Source organism: Acinetobacter sp. KH_038, from assembly GCF_057839405.1.
In genome coordinates this window covers 1,649,043-1,669,494 of the sequence record NZ_CM174489.1, presented here as the reverse complement: position 1 = coordinate 1,669,494, position 20,452 = coordinate 1,649,043, and the positions used below count along the sequence as shown (strand labels likewise).

20 protein-coding genes are annotated in these 20,452 nt (G+C 43.5%); 10 read left to right on the top strand and 10 right to left on the bottom strand.

The window, feature by feature from the left end:
• Positions 1–59: 59 nt before the first annotated feature.
• The 3 genes from AC3IT7_RS07835 to AC3IT7_RS07825 all read right to left on the bottom strand — a co-directional run bounded on the left by AC3IT7_RS07835 (position 60) and on the right by AC3IT7_RS07825 (position 2,515).
• The gene (locus tag AC3IT7_RS07835; RefSeq protein ID WP_489248055.1) at positions 60–1,277 is read right to left on the bottom strand and encodes an IscS subfamily cysteine desulfurase; all 1,218 of its coding nucleotides are present in this window, start codon (positions 1,275–1,277) and stop codon (positions 60–62) included.
• Position 1,278: 1 nt separating this feature from the next.
• The gene (locus AC3IT7_RS07830) at positions 1,279–1,752 is read right to left on the bottom strand and encodes an Rrf2 family transcriptional regulator (RefSeq protein WP_263576366.1); all 474 of its coding nucleotides are present in this window, start codon (positions 1,750–1,752) and stop codon (positions 1,279–1,281) included.
• A 112-nt stretch (positions 1,753–1,864) separates the two neighbouring features.
• The gene (locus AC3IT7_RS07825; RefSeq protein ID WP_489248054.1) at positions 1,865–2,515 is read right to left on the bottom strand and encodes a hypothetical protein; all 651 of its coding nucleotides are present in this window, start codon (positions 2,513–2,515) and stop codon (positions 1,865–1,867) included.
• Between the two features lie 205 nt (positions 2,516–2,720).
• Here AC3IT7_RS07825 and AC3IT7_RS07820 point away from each other — a divergent pair, with 205 nt between their 5' ends.
• From AC3IT7_RS07820 to AC3IT7_RS07810, 3 genes are all read left to right on the top strand, one after another.
• Positions 2,721–3,200, top strand: coding sequence for a phasin family protein (locus AC3IT7_RS07820; protein ID WP_489248053.1), 480 nt, complete (start codon positions 2,721–2,723; stop codon positions 3,198–3,200).
• Positions 3,201–3,357: 157 nt separating this feature from the next.
• A complete protein-coding gene (locus AC3IT7_RS07815) occupies positions 3,358–3,630 on the top strand; it encodes an HU family DNA-binding protein (protein ID WP_004786051.1) in 273 nt (90 codons plus the stop codon).
• 130 nt (positions 3,631–3,760) lie between these two features.
• On the top strand, positions 3,761–5,626 hold the full coding sequence (locus AC3IT7_RS07810) for a SurA N-terminal domain-containing protein (protein WP_489248052.1): 1,866 nt from the start codon (positions 3,761–3,763) through the stop codon (positions 5,624–5,626).
• 64 nt (positions 5,627–5,690) lie between these two features.
• On the opposite strand, the gene AC3IT7_RS07805 is transcribed toward AC3IT7_RS07810, so the two are convergent.
• Entirely contained in the window at positions 5,691–6,560 is an 870-nt protein-coding gene (locus AC3IT7_RS07805; protein ID WP_489248051.1) for a DUF2797 domain-containing protein, read from the bottom strand.
• A 34-nt stretch (positions 6,561–6,594) separates the two neighbouring features.
• Between AC3IT7_RS07805 and AC3IT7_RS07800 the strand changes: the two genes are divergently transcribed.
• Together AC3IT7_RS07800 and AC3IT7_RS07795 are read left to right on the top strand one after the other, a co-directional pair.
• Positions 6,595–7,065, top strand: a complete 471-nt coding sequence (locus tag AC3IT7_RS07800) for a DUF6231 family protein (RefSeq protein WP_489248050.1) — start codon at positions 6,595–6,597, stop codon at positions 7,063–7,065.
• A 98-nt stretch (positions 7,066–7,163) separates the two neighbouring features.
• Positions 7,164–7,844 carry a YidB family protein gene (locus AC3IT7_RS07795; protein WP_489248049.1) on the top strand — a complete coding sequence of 227 codons (681 nt, stop codon included), beginning with the start codon at positions 7,164–7,166 and terminating at the stop codon, positions 7,842–7,844.
• A 64-nt stretch (positions 7,845–7,908) separates the two neighbouring features.
• Here the strand turns inward: AC3IT7_RS07795 and AC3IT7_RS07790 are convergent, their stop codons facing one another.
• Genes AC3IT7_RS07790 through AC3IT7_RS07780 form a run of 3 tightly spaced genes read right to left on the bottom strand, consistent with a single transcriptional unit; the run spans position 7,909 to position 9,877 of the window.
• Positions 7,909–8,523, bottom strand: coding sequence for an OB-fold-containig protein (locus AC3IT7_RS07790; RefSeq protein WP_475654922.1), 615 nt, complete (start codon positions 8,521–8,523; stop codon positions 7,909–7,911).
• A gap of 20 nt (positions 8,524–8,543) precedes the next feature.
• Positions 8,544–8,858, bottom strand: coding sequence for a Rieske (2Fe-2S) protein (locus tag AC3IT7_RS07785; RefSeq protein ID WP_475654943.1), 315 nt, complete (start codon positions 8,856–8,858; stop codon positions 8,544–8,546).
• 14 nt (positions 8,859–8,872) lie between these two features.
• On the bottom strand, positions 8,873–9,877 hold the full coding sequence (locus AC3IT7_RS07780; RefSeq protein ID WP_475654921.1) for an adenosine kinase: 1,005 nt from the start codon (positions 9,875–9,877) through the stop codon (positions 8,873–8,875).
• 277 nt (positions 9,878–10,154) lie between these two features.
• Between AC3IT7_RS07780 and AC3IT7_RS07775 the strand changes: the two genes are divergently transcribed.
• The 3 genes from AC3IT7_RS07775 to AC3IT7_RS07765 all read left to right on the top strand — a co-directional run bounded on the left by AC3IT7_RS07775 (position 10,155) and on the right by AC3IT7_RS07765 (position 14,877).
• Positions 10,155–10,607, top strand: coding sequence for a GNAT family N-acetyltransferase (locus AC3IT7_RS07775; protein WP_475654920.1), 453 nt, complete (start codon positions 10,155–10,157; stop codon positions 10,605–10,607).
• 166 nt (positions 10,608–10,773) lie between these two features.
• On the top strand, positions 10,774–13,713 hold the full coding sequence (locus AC3IT7_RS07770; RefSeq protein ID WP_489248048.1) for an insulinase family protein: 2,940 nt from the start codon (positions 10,774–10,776) through the stop codon (positions 13,711–13,713).
• 21 nt (positions 13,714–13,734) lie between these two features.
• Complete coding sequence (locus AC3IT7_RS07765) at positions 13,735–14,877, top strand: phospholipase A (protein WP_489248047.1); 1,143 nt, start codon at positions 13,735–13,737, stop codon at positions 14,875–14,877.
• 72 nt (positions 14,878–14,949) lie between these two features.
• On the opposite strand, the gene AC3IT7_RS07760 is transcribed toward AC3IT7_RS07765, so the two are convergent.
• From AC3IT7_RS07760 to ilvA, 3 genes are all read right to left on the bottom strand, one after another.
• Complete coding sequence (locus tag AC3IT7_RS07760) at positions 14,950–16,290, bottom strand: TrkH family potassium uptake protein (protein ID WP_489248046.1); 1,341 nt, start codon at positions 16,288–16,290, stop codon at positions 14,950–14,952.
• A complete protein-coding gene (locus AC3IT7_RS07755; RefSeq protein WP_489248045.1) occupies positions 16,287–16,943 on the bottom strand; it encodes a potassium channel family protein in 657 nt (218 codons plus the stop codon). The genes AC3IT7_RS07760 and AC3IT7_RS07755 overlap by 4 nt, the downstream gene beginning before the upstream one ends.
• Positions 16,944–17,110: 167 nt before the next feature.
• Positions 17,111–18,649 (bottom strand): threonine ammonia-lyase, biosynthetic, encoded by a 1,539-nt coding sequence (ilvA, locus tag AC3IT7_RS07750; protein ID WP_475654916.1) that lies wholly within the window; start codon positions 18,647–18,649, stop codon positions 17,111–17,113.
• Between the two features lie 104 nt (positions 18,650–18,753).
• Here ilvA and rpiA point away from each other — a divergent pair, with 104 nt between their 5' ends.
• Both rpiA and AC3IT7_RS07740 read left to right on the top strand, forming a co-directional pair.
• Positions 18,754–19,425, top strand: coding sequence for a ribose-5-phosphate isomerase RpiA (gene rpiA, locus AC3IT7_RS07745; protein ID WP_475654915.1), 672 nt, complete (start codon positions 18,754–18,756; stop codon positions 19,423–19,425).
• A gap of 246 nt (positions 19,426–19,671) precedes the next feature.
• The gene (locus AC3IT7_RS07740; protein ID WP_489248044.1) at positions 19,672–20,355 is read left to right on the top strand and encodes a M48 family metallopeptidase; all 684 of its coding nucleotides are present in this window, start codon (positions 19,672–19,674) and stop codon (positions 20,353–20,355) included.
• Positions 20,356–20,452 lie beyond the last annotated feature (97 nt).

Here is a 20,452-nt window from a genome sequence, read left to right as displayed (position 1 = left end):
GGTTAAAAAACTTTTCTCAATGAGATAGTAACCGATTGGTCACTATCTCAGGATGAAGATTAGTGCTCAGCCCATTCAACTTTAGAAAGGTCGATACCTTCTTTAAACATATCCCAAAGCGGAGAAAGTTCACGTAACTTCTCAACAGCAGCTTTAGTGATATTCAATACATGGTCGATATCTTCTTCAGTGGTGTATTTACCAAAGCTGAAGCGGATCGAACTGTGTGCAAGCTCGTCTGAAAGACCCAATGCACGAAGTACATAAGAGGGTTCCAGTGTTGCAGAGGTACATGCTGAACCTGAAGATACCGCAGCATCTTTCAAGGCCATCATCAGTGATTCACCTTCAACAAAGTTGAAGCTGACATTCAGGTAATTCGCTACGTTCTGTGTCGGATGACCATTCAAGAACACCTGTTCAAGGTCTTGTACGCCATTCCAGAGCTTGTCGCGCAGTACGCGTAAACGGGTTTGTTCAGCTTCCAAGTTTTTACCTGCAAGTTCAAATGCTTCACCCATACCGACGATCTGATGAGTGGCAAGGGTACCTGAACGCATACCACGTTCATGACCGCCACCATGCATTTCTGCTTTCAGGCGTACACGTGGGCTACGACGTACAAACAGGGCACCAATACCTTTAGGGCCATAGATCTTGTGCGCAGAGAAGCTCATCAGATCTACTTTCAAAGTTGAAAGATCGATTTCAACTTTACCTGCCGCTTGTGCTGCATCGACGTGGAAGAAAATTTTGTTGGCGCGAGTGATTTCACCAATCGCTGCCACATCAGTAATCGTACCGATTTCGTTGTTCACCATCATGAGTGAAACTAGAATCGTATCTGGACGAATTTCTGCTTCAACCATTTCCGGAGTAATTAAACCGGTTTGCGGCTGTGGCTCAATATAAGTAATCTCAAAACCTTCAGACTCTAACTCACGGCAAGTATCCAGAATTGCCTTGTGTTCGATTTTAGAGGTAATGATATGTTTACCTTTCGATGCATAGAAATGAGCCACACCTTTAAGCGCAAGGTTATCTGATTCGGTTGCACCTGAAGTCCATACGATTTCACGTGGATCAGCTTTAACTAAATTGGCGACTTGTTCACGTGCATATTCAACTTTTTCTTCTGCTTGCCAACCATAAGCATGTGAACGAGATGCTGCATTACCGAAGGTACCTTCGAATGTTAAACATTCCATCATACGTTCAGCAACCTGAGGATCTACCGGAGTCGTAGCTGCATAATCAAGATAAATCGGACGTTTCATGTCAAATACCTGTAACCGATAAAAGGGCTGAATCAAAGGATGCTGAATTTTGGCGCAAGGACACGGTTTGTACATTGTCACGTGCAACCAGATCAGCAAGCGAGATTTTCGCTAAATAATCGGCAATGTGGTGGGAGAGTTCTTGCCATAAATCATGAGTCAAGCACATCGCACCATTCTGGCAGTTGCCTTTATGGTCACAGCGAGTCGCATCAACTGTTTCGTTTACAGCTTCGATAATTGCTAACACAGTAATTTCATCTGCATTACGTGCTAAATGGTATCCACCATTTGCTCCGCGAACACTTGAAACTAAGCCATGGCGCTTGAGTTTCGCAAATAACTGCTCAAGATACGCAACAGAAATAGTTTGACGTGCCGCAATTTCAGCGAGCGTAATCGTTTTTTCAGTAGGCTGCAAAGCTAGATCAAGTAGAGCAGTCACAGCGTAGCGACCGCGAGTGGTTAGGCGCATGATTCGATACACATGGTTAGACTAGATGTGTCGATTTTAAGAATCCCGACTAAATTAGTCAAGTTATTTTTAGTAGACCTTAGTGGGATTTAATTTTCTTAAAATGAAAGATTTACATAGTGAGCCAATTATACACTAATAACGTAATCAAAAATATGCTGATCAAGCCAAAAATAATATTAATACGCTTTTGACGGCGCTCGATCCGTTTCAGGCGGTTTTTATACTGTTTGACTTCAACTTGCAGGGTGTTGATCTTGGAGCGCTGCTCTTCGATTTTCTTTAGAAGTGGCGCTATACGCTTCTTAGACGCAATAATTTCGGTTTCATCTGCTGGTGTTTCAGACAGCCAGTGTTTCCAGTCAGCGAGTACTTTTGGCAAACTGAATACGGTCAACAGGTCACGAAATTCATCTTTTAGAACCTGATTGCCATCAATACGCATACTGCGAATGCTGCGTCGGTTGCCAAAAATAAAAATTTTGATCAGATCAGGAAGTGTCGTGCGTACATCCAGGTCGACGATGCGCCCCGGAGCATTGTGATCAAATAACAGACCATTTGGAGTAAATTGCACATAAAAGTCGAAATAGGGAATATAGCTATTGATTTTAATCGAGATGTTTTCGTCTACAAACTTTTTGGCCTGTAATGCAACGACACGATCATGTTTGAGAATGAAAGTGAATATTGTCTCTAAAACGATTAATGTCATCGTAAGCAACAAATGCGGTTGACTTTGACTTTGTTGCGATTCGCTCATATATACAACCAATCCTTACCTGAAATATAAAGTGAAAAAGCTTCCTGCCTGTGAAGAGATTTCAGGGTTAAATCAAATTAGACTTGAAATAAATTGCTTTGTAGAACAGTTTATCAAATCTATCAAGTACTAAATTTGCTATTATGCAGTGATTTTGTAGAATAATTTATAATAATTGCGCAGAAAACAAACAGGAGTCGTGCACATGGACAAGTCAAAAACACAACAAGACTCAGATGAAGGTTTGAATGAGAAAATCCTGAAAAGCAAGCCTAAAACGACTTCAGAGCGCAAATCGGGGCTTGATTTTCGTAAATATACCAAGCAGATCTGGCTGGCTGGACTCGGGGCATTTTCACGTGCAGAAGAAGAAGGCAATAAACTGTTTGACTCCCTGGTCAAGGTCGGCGAAGAACTGGAATCTAAAACTGCAGATATTGCCGATCAAACTGTAGAAAAGGTCTCGGAAAAGGCCAAGGAGTCGGTTACAGACACCAAAGATAAAGTGGAAAAATTGATCGACAACTCTGTTCATCACTCATTGAATCGTATAGGATTAGTCACACTTAAGGATGTACAGCATTTGGAACGTTTAATCCTTCAGTTGCATGCCAAGGTTGATCATTTGACTGTGGAACAAGAAAAAATGCAGGGAGAATTGTCGAAAAAAACACAAATAAAATGACTTTATTTATTATTCAATGTTTTTTTCGCATTTTTTTTGAAAAAAAAGAGGTTCTTAAGTATTGCGTTTATACCTAAAGCATTGCTATAAAGGCGTTATGGCATGTTAAACAAATTCTTGAACCTTAAATAAACGATATTAAGAGGACGTAATCTTCATGAATAAATCAGAATTAATTGATGCAATTGCAGAGAAAGGGGGATTATCTAAGGCTGACGCAGGTAAAGCTTTAGATGCTACAATTGCTTCTGTTACTGAAGCTTTAAAAGCGGGTGATACAGTTACTTTGGTCGGTTTTGGTACTTTTGGCGTGAAAGAACGCGCTGCACGTACTGGCCGTAATCCACAGACTGGTGCTACTCTTGAGATCAAAGCAAGCAAAGTACCTAGCTTCAAAGCAGGTAAAGGCTTAAAAGACGCTGTAGCTTAAGCTTACCCAGCGACGAAACGCGCCTTCTTTGGCGCGTTTTTTATTGATAAATTTAATTGTGATGATTAACACATTCATTCAATGGGTATTTTCGGTTAAAATCCTTTGCAAATAAAATATTGGAATACTTATGGAAGCTTTTCGTAAAGTTATTAAGGGTTGGTTGGGCAAATTCTTGCTCGTTCTGTTTTTGACCCCGTTAGCACTTGTAGGTATTGAAGGATATTTTAGTGGCGGGGGCTCTGACGCAGCAAAATCAGTGAACGGGACTGAAATATCTCAAAAAGAATTAGAGTCACTGACCAAATCATTTAAAGAACAATATCTCAGTTATGCCAATGGCGATGAAACTTTGCTGAATCAGAGCTTCATTGACCAAAAAGCCATGGATACTCTGGTTGCACGGACTTTGTTGCTGCAACAGGCAGAAGAATTAGGGATCAGCCTGAGTGACCAGCAAATTGTACAGATGATTTCTCAACAGCCGACTTTCCAGCAAGATGGCAAGTTTTCTGATGCTTTGTATGAAAACTATCTGAAATCAATTGGTATGACCAATCGTGCTTTGGTTGAAAGTTTGCGTAAAGATCATGCGTTGAAAATGTTGTCTTCGACATTCCTGGATTATCCGCTGGTGAGCCCGGTCGAAATGCAGCAGATTGCCGATTTACAGACTGAACAACGTCATATTCATATTTCTAGCATTAATCTGGACAGCTATAAAAAAGATGTCAAAGTGTCCGATGCAGAAGTAGCGGCCTATTATGAAAAGCACAAAACCTTGTTTAAGCAGCCAACCAGTGTTGATGTTGACTATGTCGTGCTAAAACCAAGTGATATTGCCACAGAGAGTCTGGCAGTTAGCGATGCCGAGCTTCAGGAAGCCTATACCGCCTTTGTGAATACACAAAAACAGGCTGTAAAGCCCGAAGTGAAACATATTCTAATCACTGCGGACAGCCGCAGCGATGCAGAAGCGAAAAAACTGGCTACAGAAGTTGAAGCGAAAATTAAAGCCGGCACTACCTTTGCACAGGCTGCAGCACAGTATTCTGAAGATCCTGAATCCAAGTCTAAAGGCGGAGCGCTTGCAGTCTATGAAACTGGTGTATTCGGTAACACATTTGACCAGACCGTAAGTTCTTTGAAATCAGGTCAGGTATCTGCACCAGTAAAAACAGATTATGGTTATCATATTATTTCTGTGCAATCACCTGATGTGGCGCTACCATCTTTTGAGACACAAAAAGCCCGTTTATCTGAGGAAGTGTTAACTGCCAAGAAAGCCAATGCATTCTCTGACACGGTGAATAGCCTGAATGATATGGTGGTAGGAAGTGATTCTCTGGACGTGGTTACACAAGAAGTAAAAGGTGTACAGGTTCAGAAAGCCCAAGGGATAAAACTTTCGACCCGTGATCCGGTGTTGAGCGATGCCAACCTTAAAGTCAAACTGTTTAATGACGATGTCAAAAATGGCGACCGTAATGCCTCATCAAGCATTCAGTTGGCCAATGGTGATGTCGCCTGGATCAAGGTGCGTGATTATCATGCCGCTGGTGAACAAACGCTGGCAGAAGCAAAACCGCGTGTTCAGGCTCAACTGATTGAAGACAAGGCAGCTGCTTTGGCAAAAGCAAAAATTCAAAAAGCTCTGGATGAGTTCAAAACCAAACCGGCTGCATCAGTCGCGAAAGGTGATCTGGTCTTTGAAGATGCGGGTGTCTATACACGTGCTGAAGGTTTGTTAAAACGTGATGTACAGCGTGCGGCCTTTAGTCTCCCGACACCAAAAGCAGGCCACTGGTCAGTGACCACAGCAAAAATGCCAAACGAGCTGGTGGTGGTTGCCGTATCAGAAGTGAAGAAGAACCCGGTAGATGTACTGAGTGCAGAGCAACGCAGTGAGTTGGTGAAGTTATATCAGCAGCTTCGTGGTCAGCAGGAATTTGATGACTATACGCGTTACCTGAAATCTCAGGCAAAAATCAAATAAGACGCTCTTGAATAAAAAAACCAGCCTGCGGGCTGGTTTTTTTATGCTCTGGGAAAATCAGGGTTTAAGCACGAATAATCAGCTCATAACCGGTATATTTACGCATATTAATGACACCACTATCCAGAATGAGATACTGACCCTTGATGCCTTGTAATTTGCCACGAATCACCGGGGTTTTATCCAGATTATGTGATTTAATCTTTTCCGGATACTGCTCGACCGGGTAGATAAACTCGCGTGCCAACTCTTGGTCCAGTACTTCAATATTTTCATTAAATTCTAGATTCTGATTAAACTCTTCGCGAATGCTTTGAATTTTAGGCGCAAACTCTTCTAATAGCTGTTCACGCACTTCCACCAGATTTAGTGGTTCTGCTTCACCTTTGAGCAGCTTGCGCCAGTCGGTCTTGTCGGCAATCTGTGTGCCGAACATCACTTCCAGCTTGCCGGAAAGGCGACGCGAGCCAACTTTCATAATCGGCAGGGCCTGGGTTGCTCCCTGATCAAGCCAGCGGGTCGGCATTTGGCTGGTACGGGTAATCCCGACCTTTAATGCGCTAGAATTGGCCAAATAGACTATATGTGGCTGAAAGCAGACATTCTGGGCAAACTCATCTTCACGGCAGGTGCCTAAATGATAATGACAGGTTTCTGGCTTCATGATGCACATATCACATGATGCATTGGTCTTAAAGCATTTAAAGCAGTGACCTTGCGAGAATGATTTTGAAGTCTTGTTACCGCAAGATACGCAGTAAATATTCCCCGTCCATTCGATCTCGATTTCCTGGCCCAAACTAAACGGAAGATCAATTTCTGCACGATCCAGAATTAATTTATATTCAACATTTGCCCGCTGTATATGTTGATCAGTTACACTAAGGTCCTTGAGGCCGACGTGCATTTTATGACAAATGCCCTGAAGTTCCATAAAAATTACTCACTTAAATCATAAGGATGCAGTTATGGCTGAGCAGAATGTCATTACTTCAATGCTAGACGATTTCGCACAGGAACAGCCAATCCATACTGCTATTTGTATTGGGCAGGACTTGACTCAAGTCCAGTTTCAGCAATCTATTCAATGGCACTATTTTAACGTATCTGAGTTTTTAAATCTGCCTTTTCAGCAACGTTATGACCTGGCTGTGGTGATGCTGGATACGACAGAAACTGAACATTTGTCTGAACAGATCATGAGTCAAACTCTGGTTAAATTGCGTGATTTATTTGCGAAACGTCTGGTGGTGGTGAGCCGATTGCAGAATGAAAAGCTCTTGCGTGCTTTAGGATTTACCCAGCTGATTGACAAGACCACGCACGGGGCAGATTTTGCGCTATGGCAATTTAATATTTTAACTTATAAGCATGTGCCAGACTGGTTTAATTCCAAATTCTGGGCCAATCCTGAAAACTGGAATAAATTTCGCTGGTAAGCCGGTGGCTGCTTAATTGCAAATATTAACATAATCCTGCCTAGACAATATGGGGGCAGACCGTATTCTGTAACTAAGAGGCATACAGGATAGAGGATATGACGAATCTGAGTAATATTGTAGAAATATTGGCCAAGCAGGCATTGGGCGGAAAACAGTCTCAACAGCAATCTTCACAACAAGGTGCTCTGGCAGATATCCTGGGATCGGTATTGGGCCATTTGAATCAATCTCAGACTCAACAAGGTCAAAGCCAACATAATCAGAATCAGCAAAACCAGTCCGGCCAGCAGACCCGTCAAAATGGTTTGGGCGCAATTTTGGGTTCAGTTCTTAGTCAGTTGGGTGGTGCAAGTAATCAGGGTGCTACCCAAGCCCGTTCAGGATTGGGAGGTGGTTCGACTGGCAAGACCTTATTGATTGCGGTGCTGCCTCTGGTATTGGCCTGGATTCAAAAACAGGGTGGTTTACAGGGCGCATTGGACAAATTAAAAGGACAGGGCTTAAATAGTCAGGTGGATGACTGGGTATCGACCGGGCCCGGTGAAAATGCCAATGTCGATCCACAGCAGGTGCAAAACCTGTTTGATGATCAGGAGGTGGAGCAGGTAGCACAGCAAACGCATGTTCCTAAACAGGATGTGTATAGTGCCATTTCGCAAGTCTTGCCGCAGATTATTGACTCACTGACGCCACAGGGTGAAAAAACCAGTAAGCAGGAAGCCAATAATGATATTCAAAATGTCCTGAGTATGGTCTCGGGCCTTTTGAAAAAATAAATTCCATGATGTAAAAATCCCGATCTCAGTCGGGATTTTTAAGCTTATACCAACTTGCAAATTTCTAATCCAGCTTCAGGCTAAACAGCTGATTGGAGTCGCAGATTTTTTTGGCAATATAATGAGATTTTCGGGTGCGAATTAAAATAATCTGCGATTGGAAACCCAGTTCACCAAATTCTGGTTCCACCTGTACATAATGCAGTTGTCCGTATTCATCTCGAACCCGTGCTTGGGCAGAAAAACCGGGACGTGCATTACCACTGGAAATCGTCGCCAGACGGCCGAGCAGATTAACATTGTTCTTTTTATATTTAGGCGGAATGACCTGATCCAGACAATGAATCATGAAAATTGTAAAAAAGGTGGCAATAATTAAAGCTGGAATAATCAGGTAATAAGCTGGCAAAAACTCAAATTCCTGAGAATAGATCAGGAATTGCAACACATAACCAGCAAAGCTGAAATTCATCAGAAAGAAAAACACAATCAAGGTTTTCGAAAATTTGACATTCAACAGGTCGAGTTGCTGAAAGTCATAAGGTGAGATTTTTTGCAAGAATTTGCTGGATCTGAGCCCAAAATAGAAACCAATGGTTTTCACCACACCAAACAGAATGATCGCCAATAAACTGAGATGAAAAGGCATCAGATTATAGTCTAGAAAGAATGCTGGCATGGTGAATTCCGTTTCAGGTTTTATGCTGTTTCTGTGAGGTAAATTCCACCATCAGAATGCACGGTAATCTCTACTTTTTCAAGTGACTGGCCCTGGCAAGGCCCGGAAATGCATTCACCGCTTTCAACCATAAAAAGAGCACCATGTGTGGAGCATTCAATAAATTCCTGATCACGATCCAGAAACTGGTTTTCCAGAAATTCCAGCTCTACCTGCAAATGCGGACACAGATTCTGATAGGCATAGAAAGAACCATCACGCTGGGTAATGAAAATAATATCTCCATCTGGAAGCTCAAAAGAACGTGCTTCACGCTCTGGAATATCTTCAGTCATGCAAATTTTAAACATTAAGCACATTCCTTTTGAAAGTCTTGTAATAATGCAGCATAGTCTTCGACCGCCAGTCGTGGACCAAACTGTGAAACGACCTGACTTGAAATCAGAATCGCCAGCTCGGCAGCAGTTTTAAGATCCAGATTGGCATTTAAGGCATACAGGAAAGCACCGGCAAAAGCATCACCAGCACCATTCGCATCGACCGCAGTCACTTTACGGCCTGGAACTCTGAAAGTATTGTTATGATCTGAAATCAGTGCACCTTCGGCTGACAATGTAATGACAACGTGCTGACTTAGGGTTTTCAGTTTAAGTAAGGCAGCATCAAGGTTGTCAGTTTCGGTGTACATCAAGGCTTCTTGCTGGTTGCATAACAGCAGGTCTACACCGTCGGCAATCATTTCATCCAGACCGGCACGCGCATATTGCACCATGGCAGGATCAGATAAGGTTAAGGCAATTTTCACCCCATTGGCGCGGGCAATCTGACGTGCCTGTTTGACCGCCTGACGCGCAGTATCCGAAGTGGATAGATAACCTTCGATATACAGCCATTTCGCAGTATTCAGTGCACTAAAATCAATCTGTTGATCGGTCAGTTCGGCAGTAATACCTAGGTAAGTATGCATGGTACGTTCAGAGTCTGGACTGACCAGCACCATACAGGTACCCGTTACACCTTCGCTGATGGACTGGGTCGTGGTCTGAATGCCGGCATCATTTAAACCCTTTAGATAAATTTGTCCCAGTTCGTCATTGCCGACCCGGCAACCATAGAATGCAGAACCGCCAAGTGCAGAAAATGCCACAGTCGTATTGGCTGCTGAACCGCCTGAAGCTTGGCCTTTGTAGGTTTGGGTCGCTTGAAGATTTTGATAAAGAGTGGCCTGAGTCTCACCATCTGCCAGTTGCATGGTGCCTTTTTGCAAGTGATGTGCAGTTAAAAAGTCATCAGAAACTTTAAATTCTTGGTCAATCAGCGCATTACCAATTGCAAAAAGATCAACAGTTGCCATGTTCAAATATCGCATTAAAAATGAAAGTGCTAAGTTTACACGATTGCTTGGGATTGCTGTAGTTTGCTGAATAATTTTCAAATATTTTTAAAAAATGCTGTATTTTATTCATTGACTATCTTTGGTTTAAATTTTGGCTTATTTTTATGCACTGCTGCAATGCGGCATTGATTTAATGATCATATTTTATTTATAAAGATAGATCACTCTTGGCATGATACCTTGAAGTCGCTCTGCGACCGTGATTCTCCACAACAATTTCAAATAGTGTGCGTATATGGATATTAAAATTGTAACAGCCGAACAATTACCCGATCAGATCGAAACGCTGGCAGTGCTGGCGCGTAAAGAAGGCTTAGATGTGATGGATAAGTTAATTGAAGAATATCGCACCGGTAAAAACTGTTTCGCTCAGGCCAATGAATATCTGGTCGTCGCGCATGATGGTAAAAAACTGATTGGCTGTGGTGGCTTGAACCAGCAATGGGGTGATAATGGTATTGAAGAGCGGATTGGCCGGGTACGGCGTTTCTATGTGCATCCGAAATACCGGCTACATGGGGTGGGTAGGCAGCTTCTGGCTCAGCTAGAGCAACTGGCGCGTCCACATTATTCAGCCTTGTGTCTGCAAACCGATACCCGACTGGCTGCCAGTTTTTATCAGAAACAGAATTATGTATTTGTGGAAAATAATCCAAGCTATAACTACTTTAAATATCTGATCTCATAAGCGCTTAAAGTTTGGGTTCCGGCGTGGCAAGTAAATTTGATGATTTAATTTTCAAATGATCAAGTTTACTTAATTCGATCAAAATCCTCGGTTTTCAGCGTGAATAATTCAGATAACTAAAGCTATAATGTCCCTAGTTATTTTAATTAAAGCATTAGGAGATCGCATGACTGTAGATGTCACTGAAACCATTTCTCAAACTGTACATCCTGCGTTTCAGTTGGTACGTCAACAACATGTTGAAGCTTTAGACATTTTTGTGTCTGAATATAAACATAAAGTGACTGGCGCCACACATTATCACCTGGCGACCAATCACGATGAAAATGTCTTTCTGGTGGCGTTTCGTACCCAGCCGATGGACTCTAAAGGTGAAGCACACATTCTGGAACATACTGCATTATGCGGTTCAGAAAAATTTCCGGTGCGTGATCCATTCTTCCTGATGATTCGCCGTTCATTGAATACTTTCATGAATGCCTTTACTGCGGCAGACTGGACTGCGTACCCATTTGCGACTCAAAACAGCAAGGATTTTCAAAACCTGCTGGAAGTGTATATGGACGCGGCATTTGCTGCGAACCTGAATCCGCTGGATTTTGCCCAGGAAGGCATTCGTATTGAACTGGAAAATGGCGAGCCGGTTTATAAAGGCGTGGTTTTTAATGAAATGAAAGGGGCGATGAGTTCGCCTTCAGACCAGCTCTATCATACGCTGGCGCATCATTTATATCCGCATACCACGTATCATTATAATTCTGGTGGTGATCCTAAAGATATTCCTGACCTGACTTACCAGGAGTTAGTTGATTTCTATAAGTCACATTACCATCCAAGTAATGCAGTCTTCATGACCTTTGGCAATAAAACCGCTTTTGAATTGCAAGAGCAGTTTGAAAATCTGGCACTGTCCAAATTCGAAAAAGGTCAGACTTTATATCCAACCCCTGAAACCCGTTTGACTGCACCATTGACTGTTACAGACAGCTATGCAGTCGATGCTGAAGATCTTCAGGACAAGACCTATCATGTATTGTCATGGTTATTGCCTGAAGCCAGTGATATTAAACTGCGTTTGGGCATGCGTTTAGTCGAAGGGATTCTGCTTGAAGATTCTGCATCACCATTGCGTCATTATCTGGAAACCTGTGGTTATGCCCAGTCGACCGGTCCATTTATGGGCGTGGATGACTCTAATTTCGAGATGACTTTCTACTGTGCGGTGCAGGGTTCAAATCCTGAACATGCAGAAGAATTTAAAAATGGCGTGTTCAAGGTGCTGGAAGATGTTGCCTCGAAACCGGTCGATCAGAACATGGTCGATGCAATCCTGCATCAGATTGAATTGCATCAGCGTGAAATCAATGGCGATGGCACGCCTTATGGTCTGAGCCTGATTCTGAGCGGTCTGGGTAGTGCGATTCATCACCGTGATCCGGTCGAAGTCTGGGATGTGGATTCTGCCATTGCTGCGGTTAAAGAAGAACTGCAAGATCCAATGTGGCTCTCCAATCTGATTAAAGAATATCTGCTGGATAACCCGCATCGTGTCCAACTGACGCTGGTTCCGGATGCAACTAAATCAGCCAAAGAAGCGGCGGATGAAAAAGCACGTCTGGCTGAAATTGGCAAGAATCTGACTGAAGAGCAAAAAGCTGAAATTATTGCCCAGACTGAAGCATTGAATGTGCGTCAGGATACTCCGGATGACTTGAACTTATTGCCGAAAGTTGGCCTGGAAGATGTACCTGCGGAATTACAGGTGGTTCAGGGCCAATTACGTGAGATTATCTGTAATCAGGTCGATACGCCGTTGAATCTGTATCATGCCGGTACCAATGGTATTTATTACCAACAGGTTCTGGTCAATATTCCGGATGAAGTGGTGCAGTCGCCATATTTCAACCTGCTGTCGATCCTGATGGGCGAAGTTGGTGCGGGCGAATATGATTATCTAGAATTCCAGCAACTGCAAACTGCGGTGAGTGGTGGTCTGGGCATGGGCGCATCCTTGCGTTCTAAAGTCGATGACAAAAACAAGATCAGTGCCTGGTTGACTTTGACGACCAAGTCGCTGGTTAATCATCTGGATGCAATCCGTCTGTTGAAAATCGGTTTTGAACAACTGCGTTTTGATGAGAAAGACCGTATTGTTGAGCTGTTACAACAGCGTAAAACACGCTGGCAGTCGCGTATTTCCGGTTCGGGTCATAGCTATGCGATGCAGGCCGCTTCACGTCAGCACAGTGCCTTGGCCTTGCGGGATTATCACAATACCGGTCTCGGTGCATTGAACTGGCTGATCGAGCTGGTATCTAAAATTGAAAAAGATCCGGCTGAATACGATTTGCTAATTGACGAGTTAAAACGGATTCATCGGCTTTTATTACAAGCACCGAAACAGTTCCTGCTGGTCTGTGAAGAGCCGCAGTCTGAACATCTGATCGAAGAAATCCAGAATGTCTGGGATAAACTTGCAGTTGATTCTGCAGCGGTTGCACTGACTCAAGTTGAAAAAGTAACACATGATCAGCACGAAGCTTGGTTGATTCAGGCCAATGTCCAGTTCTGTGCAGCTGCTTATCCGGCAGTTGAAGTCTCACACCCTGATGCTGCTGCCTTGATGGCACTGGCAGGATATTTACGCAATGGCTTCCTGCACAGTGCCATTCGTGAGAAAGGTGGTGCTTATGGTGGTGGTGCGAGCTATGACGGCAATGCCTGTTCATTCCGTTTCTACAGCTACCGTGACCCGCGTCTGGCAGAAACTTTCCAGGATTTTGATGCCAGTATACAGTGGTTACTCAATGCACCACAGCAGCCGCATCAACTGGAAGAGGCCATTTTGGGTCTGATTGCCAGCATGGATAAACCGGGTTCACCCGCAGGTGAAGCGATTACTGCATGTTATTCCTACCTGCATCAGCGCACACCAGCATTCCGTAAAAAATTACGTGAACGTTTATTAAATGTCACCCTGGATGATTTAAAGCGTGTTGCGCAAACTTATCTGGTCGAGCAGCAGGCCACTAAAGCAGTCGTGGCACCAGTGGCAAAACGTGAAACGCTGGAGCAGCTTGGTTTTGCAATTCAACAAGTTCTATAAATAAAAAAATGAGGATAAGGGATGGCGCTTAATTCGTTTAAGCGCTCAACTCTACAGCTGAGCGTGATGCTGGGCTGTGCAGTTGGGACGCAAGTGAATGCGGAAGAAAGAACGGTGGTGAACAGTCCTATGCCGGCAACGGCTGAAGCCTGTGCGGCACTGGAAATCAGCGCAGAACGTCTGGCCTGTTATGATACGTTATTTAAAATACCAGTTATCAATCAGTCAGAGATCGTGTCTGAGCGTCGTGCAGCGGTAGAGATTGCACCTGAACCGGATAATTTGAAAGCTAAAATTGAACAGACCGTTTCCAATATTTATGCTTCTGAAGGATCAAAACTGACACCGAATCTGTCTTTACTGGATAGCCGTTGGGAATTGTCTCCGGAAAGTAAACTGGGTACCTGGAACATCCGTTCTTATCAGCCAATTTATCTGATGCCCGGTTTCTGGACATCCAAGAAAAATGAATTTCCACAGAGTGAAAATCCCAATAACACCGTAGAAGAAGACCAGAATCTTACTTCAACCGAAGCAAAGTTTCAGTTGTCTTTAAAAACCAAGGCAGTTGAGAACATCCTGGGTAATAATGGCGATCTCTGGCTGGGTTATACCCAGTCTTCACGCTGGCAGGTCTATAACTCGGAAGAATCACGTCCGTTTCGTGAAACCAATTATGAGCCGGAAGCCAGTTTAATCTTTCGTACCAATTATGACCTATTTGGTCTTAACTGGCGTATGTTAGGACTGACCATTAATCATCAGTCCAATGGCCGTTCTGATCCATTATCACGCAGCTGGAACCGCGTCATGCTGAATCTGGGCTTTGAAAAAGACAATTTTGCCTTGATGCTACGTCCCTGGTATCGCTTTGAAGAAAATCGGGAAGATGACAATAATCCCGAGATCAAGAACTATATTGGGCGTGGCGACATGACAGCTTTTTATCGTCATAACGAGCATGATTTTTCCTTGATGCTGCGTCATACCTTAAAAGGCGGTGATGACAATCGTGGTGCAATCCAGTTTGACTGGTCATTCCCGATCAGTGGCCGCTTACGTGGCCAATTCCAGCTGTTTGATGGTTATGGCGAAAGTCTGATTGATTATAATCACCGCGCTACTTATGTGGGCTTAGGTGTTTCCTTGATGAACTGGTTCTAAGTTTCCAGGCTTCATTATTTTAGAATTAATATAAAAAAACCATGCTGCGGCATGGTTTTTTTATTAGGGAGTTTATCCAATCTGGATTTCTGAAGGCGGATGTTTGATTCGGCTCTTTTTCGGGGTGGCAATAAAATAAGCCAGCGTCAGTGGTCCCAGACGACCGGCAAACATTAACAGCATCAAAACGATCAAACTGGCAGGTTGTAGTTCTCCGGTTATTCCCCGGGTCAAGCCAACGGTACAGGCTGCTGACATCGCTTCAAATAACAGATCGAGAAAGTCATGTTCAGGCTGCAGAATTAATAAACTCATAAAGCCCATCACGATTAAGGCAGCGGTGATACAGACCACAGCCAGTGCCTTAAATGTGGTTTTTTCAGGAATAGAATGATTAAACAGCCGGATTTCATCTTCGCGTCTTAAAAAGCTGATCACGCTGATCACCACAATAATAAATGTGCCGACTTTAATGCCACCTGCCGTACTTAAGGAGCCTCCACCAATAAACATCAAAAACATGGTGACGAGGGTCGATGCATCACTCATTTGTTCCATCGGTAGGCTATTAAAGCCTGACGAGCGCGGAACCGTGGCATGGAACCAGGCATTCACAGCCTGATCGCCCCAACTCATCAGACCCAAAGTTTGCGGGTTAGAGGCTTCCAGGAGCCAAAGCACAATAAACGCACTCAGGTTGAGACCCAGTATAGTCGAAAGAATAAGCTTGCTATTGGTACTTAACTTGCGCCAGCGTCGATGCTGCTTGACATCCATCAGCACCAGAAAGCCGATGCCACCAATGATATACAGCATACTGATGGTAAAGGTAATCAGGTATTGGCCTGAAAAGCTCATCAAGCTATTGGGAAAAAGTGAAAATCCCCCGTTATTGAAGGCAGAGACACTATAAAAGGCAGCATAAAAGAATGCCTCACTAAACGGATATTCTCTGAGCCAGGACAGGGTTAAAATCAGTGTGCCAATGGCTTCAAAAAACAGCGAATATAGAAACACCGCTTTAATGGTGAAGCTGACTTTTTTCAGGCTGGTCTGGCCAATCGATTCCTGTGCCATGACCTGCTGTTTGAGCCCCATCCTGGGAGCCAGACTCATCACTGCCAGAATGGCAAAGGTCATAAAACCCAGTCCACCGCATTGTAGTAAAAACATAATGACAATCTGGCCAAATACGGTATAGGCCTCACCGACATTGACCACTGACAGTCCGGTAATCGTCACTGCAGAGGTTGCTGTGAAAATGGCTTCCAGCCAGCTGATTTCCCCATGATGCGCAATAGGCAGCATCAGCAGCAGCGAGCCGATCAAGATTAATCCGAGAAACCCCAAAGCCAATAAGCTCGGGGGACTGAGATTGACGGTTCTATGTTGCTTTAGGTCTGAGCTGTTCATAGGTGTTTGAAGTATTTGGAAAGACGGCGTAAGGGTTCCAATAATCCTTCAACCAGCAAAATATCGTTTTCCTGGAGAATTAAATCGGCTGCTACCTGGTATTGCACCACAGATCCACGTTTATGCAATAAAGTGCTGATTTCAGGTGCATGCTTCATCAGTTGATTCAGTGGCGTACCATGATGATCAGCATGAATCTCGATTTTGACAATATAATGATCATCTTCAAGCGCCATATAGCGACTGACCATCGGATAGCTTAAGGACTGCGCCACACGAACACCCATATCTTCTTCGGGATGAATGATTTTCTCGACATTGAGGTGGGTCAGAATCATGTGATGGGATTTGGATTTGGCTTTGACCCAGATCTTTTTCACTCCCATATTTTTCAGGTGCAATACACACAAAATGCTGGCTTCGATATCCTCTCCAATCGCTACGACGACAGCGTCACAACGCTGGACATTGAGTTCATCCAGCACATGTTCATCCGTTGCATCGGCAATGACGGCATGTGTCAATTGATCAGAAATATTTTCTACATATTTTTTATTCAGATCGATTCCGATTACTTCATGATTCAGACTGATCAGCTGCGTGGCCAAGGTTGCACCGAAGCTACCAAGCCCAATCACTGCAAATAATGCCATGAATATTGTCCTAACTGTTCTTATTGCCTATTCATTCTAGTGTAAGAGAATATCTTCCAGATTGCTCTGATATTCAATGCATGATGCTGCGATAAATCGTGTAACTGTGATTATTTTGCACTGAGCATAAAAAAACCGCCTCGGAAGGCGGTTGATGATTTTAAAAATTACTTCAAAAAGCGTTGATAGCCCAGATTGTTGGTGATTTCCAGATACGGATAGGTAATAGCTTCGAGGGTTTCAATTAAGCCATCCGGATTCTGCTGGGCATCGGTTGCTTCAAGACCCACCAGAACGCGTCCTTCAGCAGCGCCGTGGTTACGGTAGTGGAACAGGGTAATGTTGTGCGTCGGGCCAAGACGTTCCAGGAACATCAATAGAGCGCCAGGGCGTTCCGGAAATTCCACACGGAACAAGCGTTCATTTTCAATATCGGCATGGCCACCGATCAGATAACGGACATGCAGCTTCGCAACTTCATCATCAGACAGGTCATCAACGTCATATTGGAACTTGAGCGTTTCATAAATTTCCTGACGTTCTTTTTCGCCATTTTTCAGGCTGATACCCACAAAAACTTGTGCAGCAGTGGCATCACTGGCGCGATAGTTGAATTCGGTAATGTTACGGCCTTGCAGGGCACGGCAGAATTTTAAGAACGCGCCTTTTTCCTCGGGAATGGTCACGGCAAAAATGGCTTCTTTGCGTTCACCCAGTTCGGTACGTTCCGCGATATAACGTAAACGGTCAAAGTTCATGTTGGCACCGCAGACAATCGACACCATGTTTTTGCCTTCAATACCGTGTTCAGTGACGTATTTCTTGATTCCGGCCAGTGCCATTGCCCCAGATGGCTCGACAATGCTGCGGCATTCGTCATAGGTATCTTTAATCGCGGCACAGATTTCATCAGTATTGACCAGTACAACTTCAGGTTCTACAATCGGTCCTGAATTGTCTGATTTTTGCAGGCGAATCACGTCAAATGGCTTTTCACCAATTTGCGCTACCGCTGTACCATCAGCAAATAAACCCACAGATGGCAAAATGACACGTTCATTGGCTTCTAATGCGGCTTTTAAACAGGCAGATTCATCGTATTCCACCGGAATGACTTTGACATGTGGTGCAACATCACCCAAATACGCTGCAACACCTGCGATCAGGCCGCCGCCGCCTACTGCAACGAAGACATAATCGACATCGCGCCACTGACGCAGAATTTCATTGGCAATGGTACCTTGGCCCGCGATGACCAGTTCATCATCATAGGGTGGAATGAAGGTCATGCCATCGTCTTGGGCACACTGAATCGCATATTTATTGGCGACATCAAATGAATCACCATGTAAAACGACTTCACCACCAAGACGTTTAACCGCCTGTACCTTAATATCCGGTGTGGTTTTAGGCATCACAATAATCGCACGAATACCCAACTTTTTCCCTGACAGTGCCACACCTTGTGCATGGTTGCCGGCTGAAGCAGTAATAACGCCACGTTCCAGTTGTGATTTCGGTAATTGACTAATACGGTTATAGGCACCGCGTAGTTTGAATGAAAAAACCGGTTGTAAATCTTCACGTTTAAAGCGGATGTTATTATTTAATCGTTCGCTAATTCGTGGCGCTGCTTCGAGTGGAGTTTCGATTGCAACATCGTAGACTGTTGCTTGTAAAATTTGTCGAACCAAACGAGACAGCATGTTAATTTTCCATCTAACAGTTTAAAATAGGGGCTTATTGTAACAAACCATACGGCTTTGCGGTTCGAAAATACTGCAAAAGTCCAAAATAGTTGAGTGAAGCCATGAGTCTATATGCAACCCAAGATGAGAAAAAACAAGCTGCAGCCAAAGCGGCTTTAAAACACTTACCGAAAGGGGGCATTTTAGGTGTTGGCACAGGCAGTACTGTTAATTTTTTAATTGACCTTTTACCAGAACTGCAACTTGAAGCGGCAGTGGCAAGTTCGGAAGCAACTGCACAGCGTTTGAAAAAGCTGGGCATTGAAGTCGTAGATATGAACTCTGTCGGTGGTCTGGATGCTTATGTCGATGGCGCAGATGAAATTGACCGTCATATGCATATGATCAAAGGTGGTGGTGCAGCGTTGACGCGTGAAAAAATCGTGGCATCTATTGCGAAAAAATTTGTATGTATCGTTGATGATTCTAAATGGGTTGGGCAATTAGGGCATGATTTCCCACTTCCTGTAGAAGTGATTCCAATGGCGCGTTCTGCGGTGGCGCGTAAAATCGTTTCTTTGGGTGGTGACCCTGCTTATCGTGAAGGTGTGGTGACAGATAACGGTAATGTGATTTTAGATGTACATAACCTGAATATTCTGAATGCACTTGAACTTGAAAAAACCTTAAACAATATTCCGGGTGTGGTATGTAACGGGATCTTTGCATTAAATAAAGCAGATATTGCCATTGTTGCGACTGATAACGGTATTGAAGAGCGTACTGCGGTTTAAGTTTTGACAAACTTCTTTCATACCTTAAGTTTTCTCCTTCTAGGAGAAAATGTAAAAGAGGTTGTAGAAAATGAAAGGAGTGAGTTTTAGTAAATAATAAATCCTTCCAAATCCTGAGCAGAAGTTAAAGCACTGCTTTTACTTCTGTGCAAGAAAGGCTCTTTATTACATATTTTAATAAAGCCTTTTCTCCCTCCTTTAACAAAGGAGGGTTGGGGAGAATTAAAAAATGATTAAATATAAAAAATGACTTTATCCGATCTGCCCGAAATTCAAATCAGCCGCAATGTCCGTTCAACACGGCTACGTTTACGTGTCGATGCGACTCAAATTCGCCTGACCGCTCCGGTTTTTTGTAGCAAAAAACAGATACAGCATTTTATTCAGCAATCTGAAAGCTGGCTGATTAAAACCTGGCAATCTCAGCAAGAAAAATCCGAAAATATTGACCGGACGCTACCGGGTGAAGTGCAGTTATTCAATCTCAAAGCCCCTGTGCAAATTTCTTATCAACAGCAAAGAAATAACTTCAGTTTTGATCCTGAAAATTTACAGCTGTGGATTAGCGATCGACATCCTGAAGCGTATTTAAAAGCCTTTGTGATTGCTTATGCCAAAGAAGCAATTCCTGAGTATTTAAAGCGTGTATCACAGCAATGCCATCTGCCTTTTAATCAGTGCAATATTCGTCAGCCCAAAACCCGGTGGGGCAGTTGTTCTGCCAAACATGATATTATGCTAAATAGCGCTTTGGTGTTATTTCCTGAAGGCGTCATGTGTTATGTTGTCGTACACGAACTGGCACATACCAGGCATTTTGATCATAGTCCACGCTTTTGGGCAGAAGTCGCCAAACATGATCCACATTTCCAGGCGCATCGAACAATATTAAAAAATACGCCGTTGCCGTACTGGTGGTCGGAGCCCTAAATCAAAAACTCATCTAAAGCATTTTTAGTGCTAAAAAAACGACAATAAAATATAACTTGCCATGGAATAAATTCTTCATAACTTATCTGTTTTGATT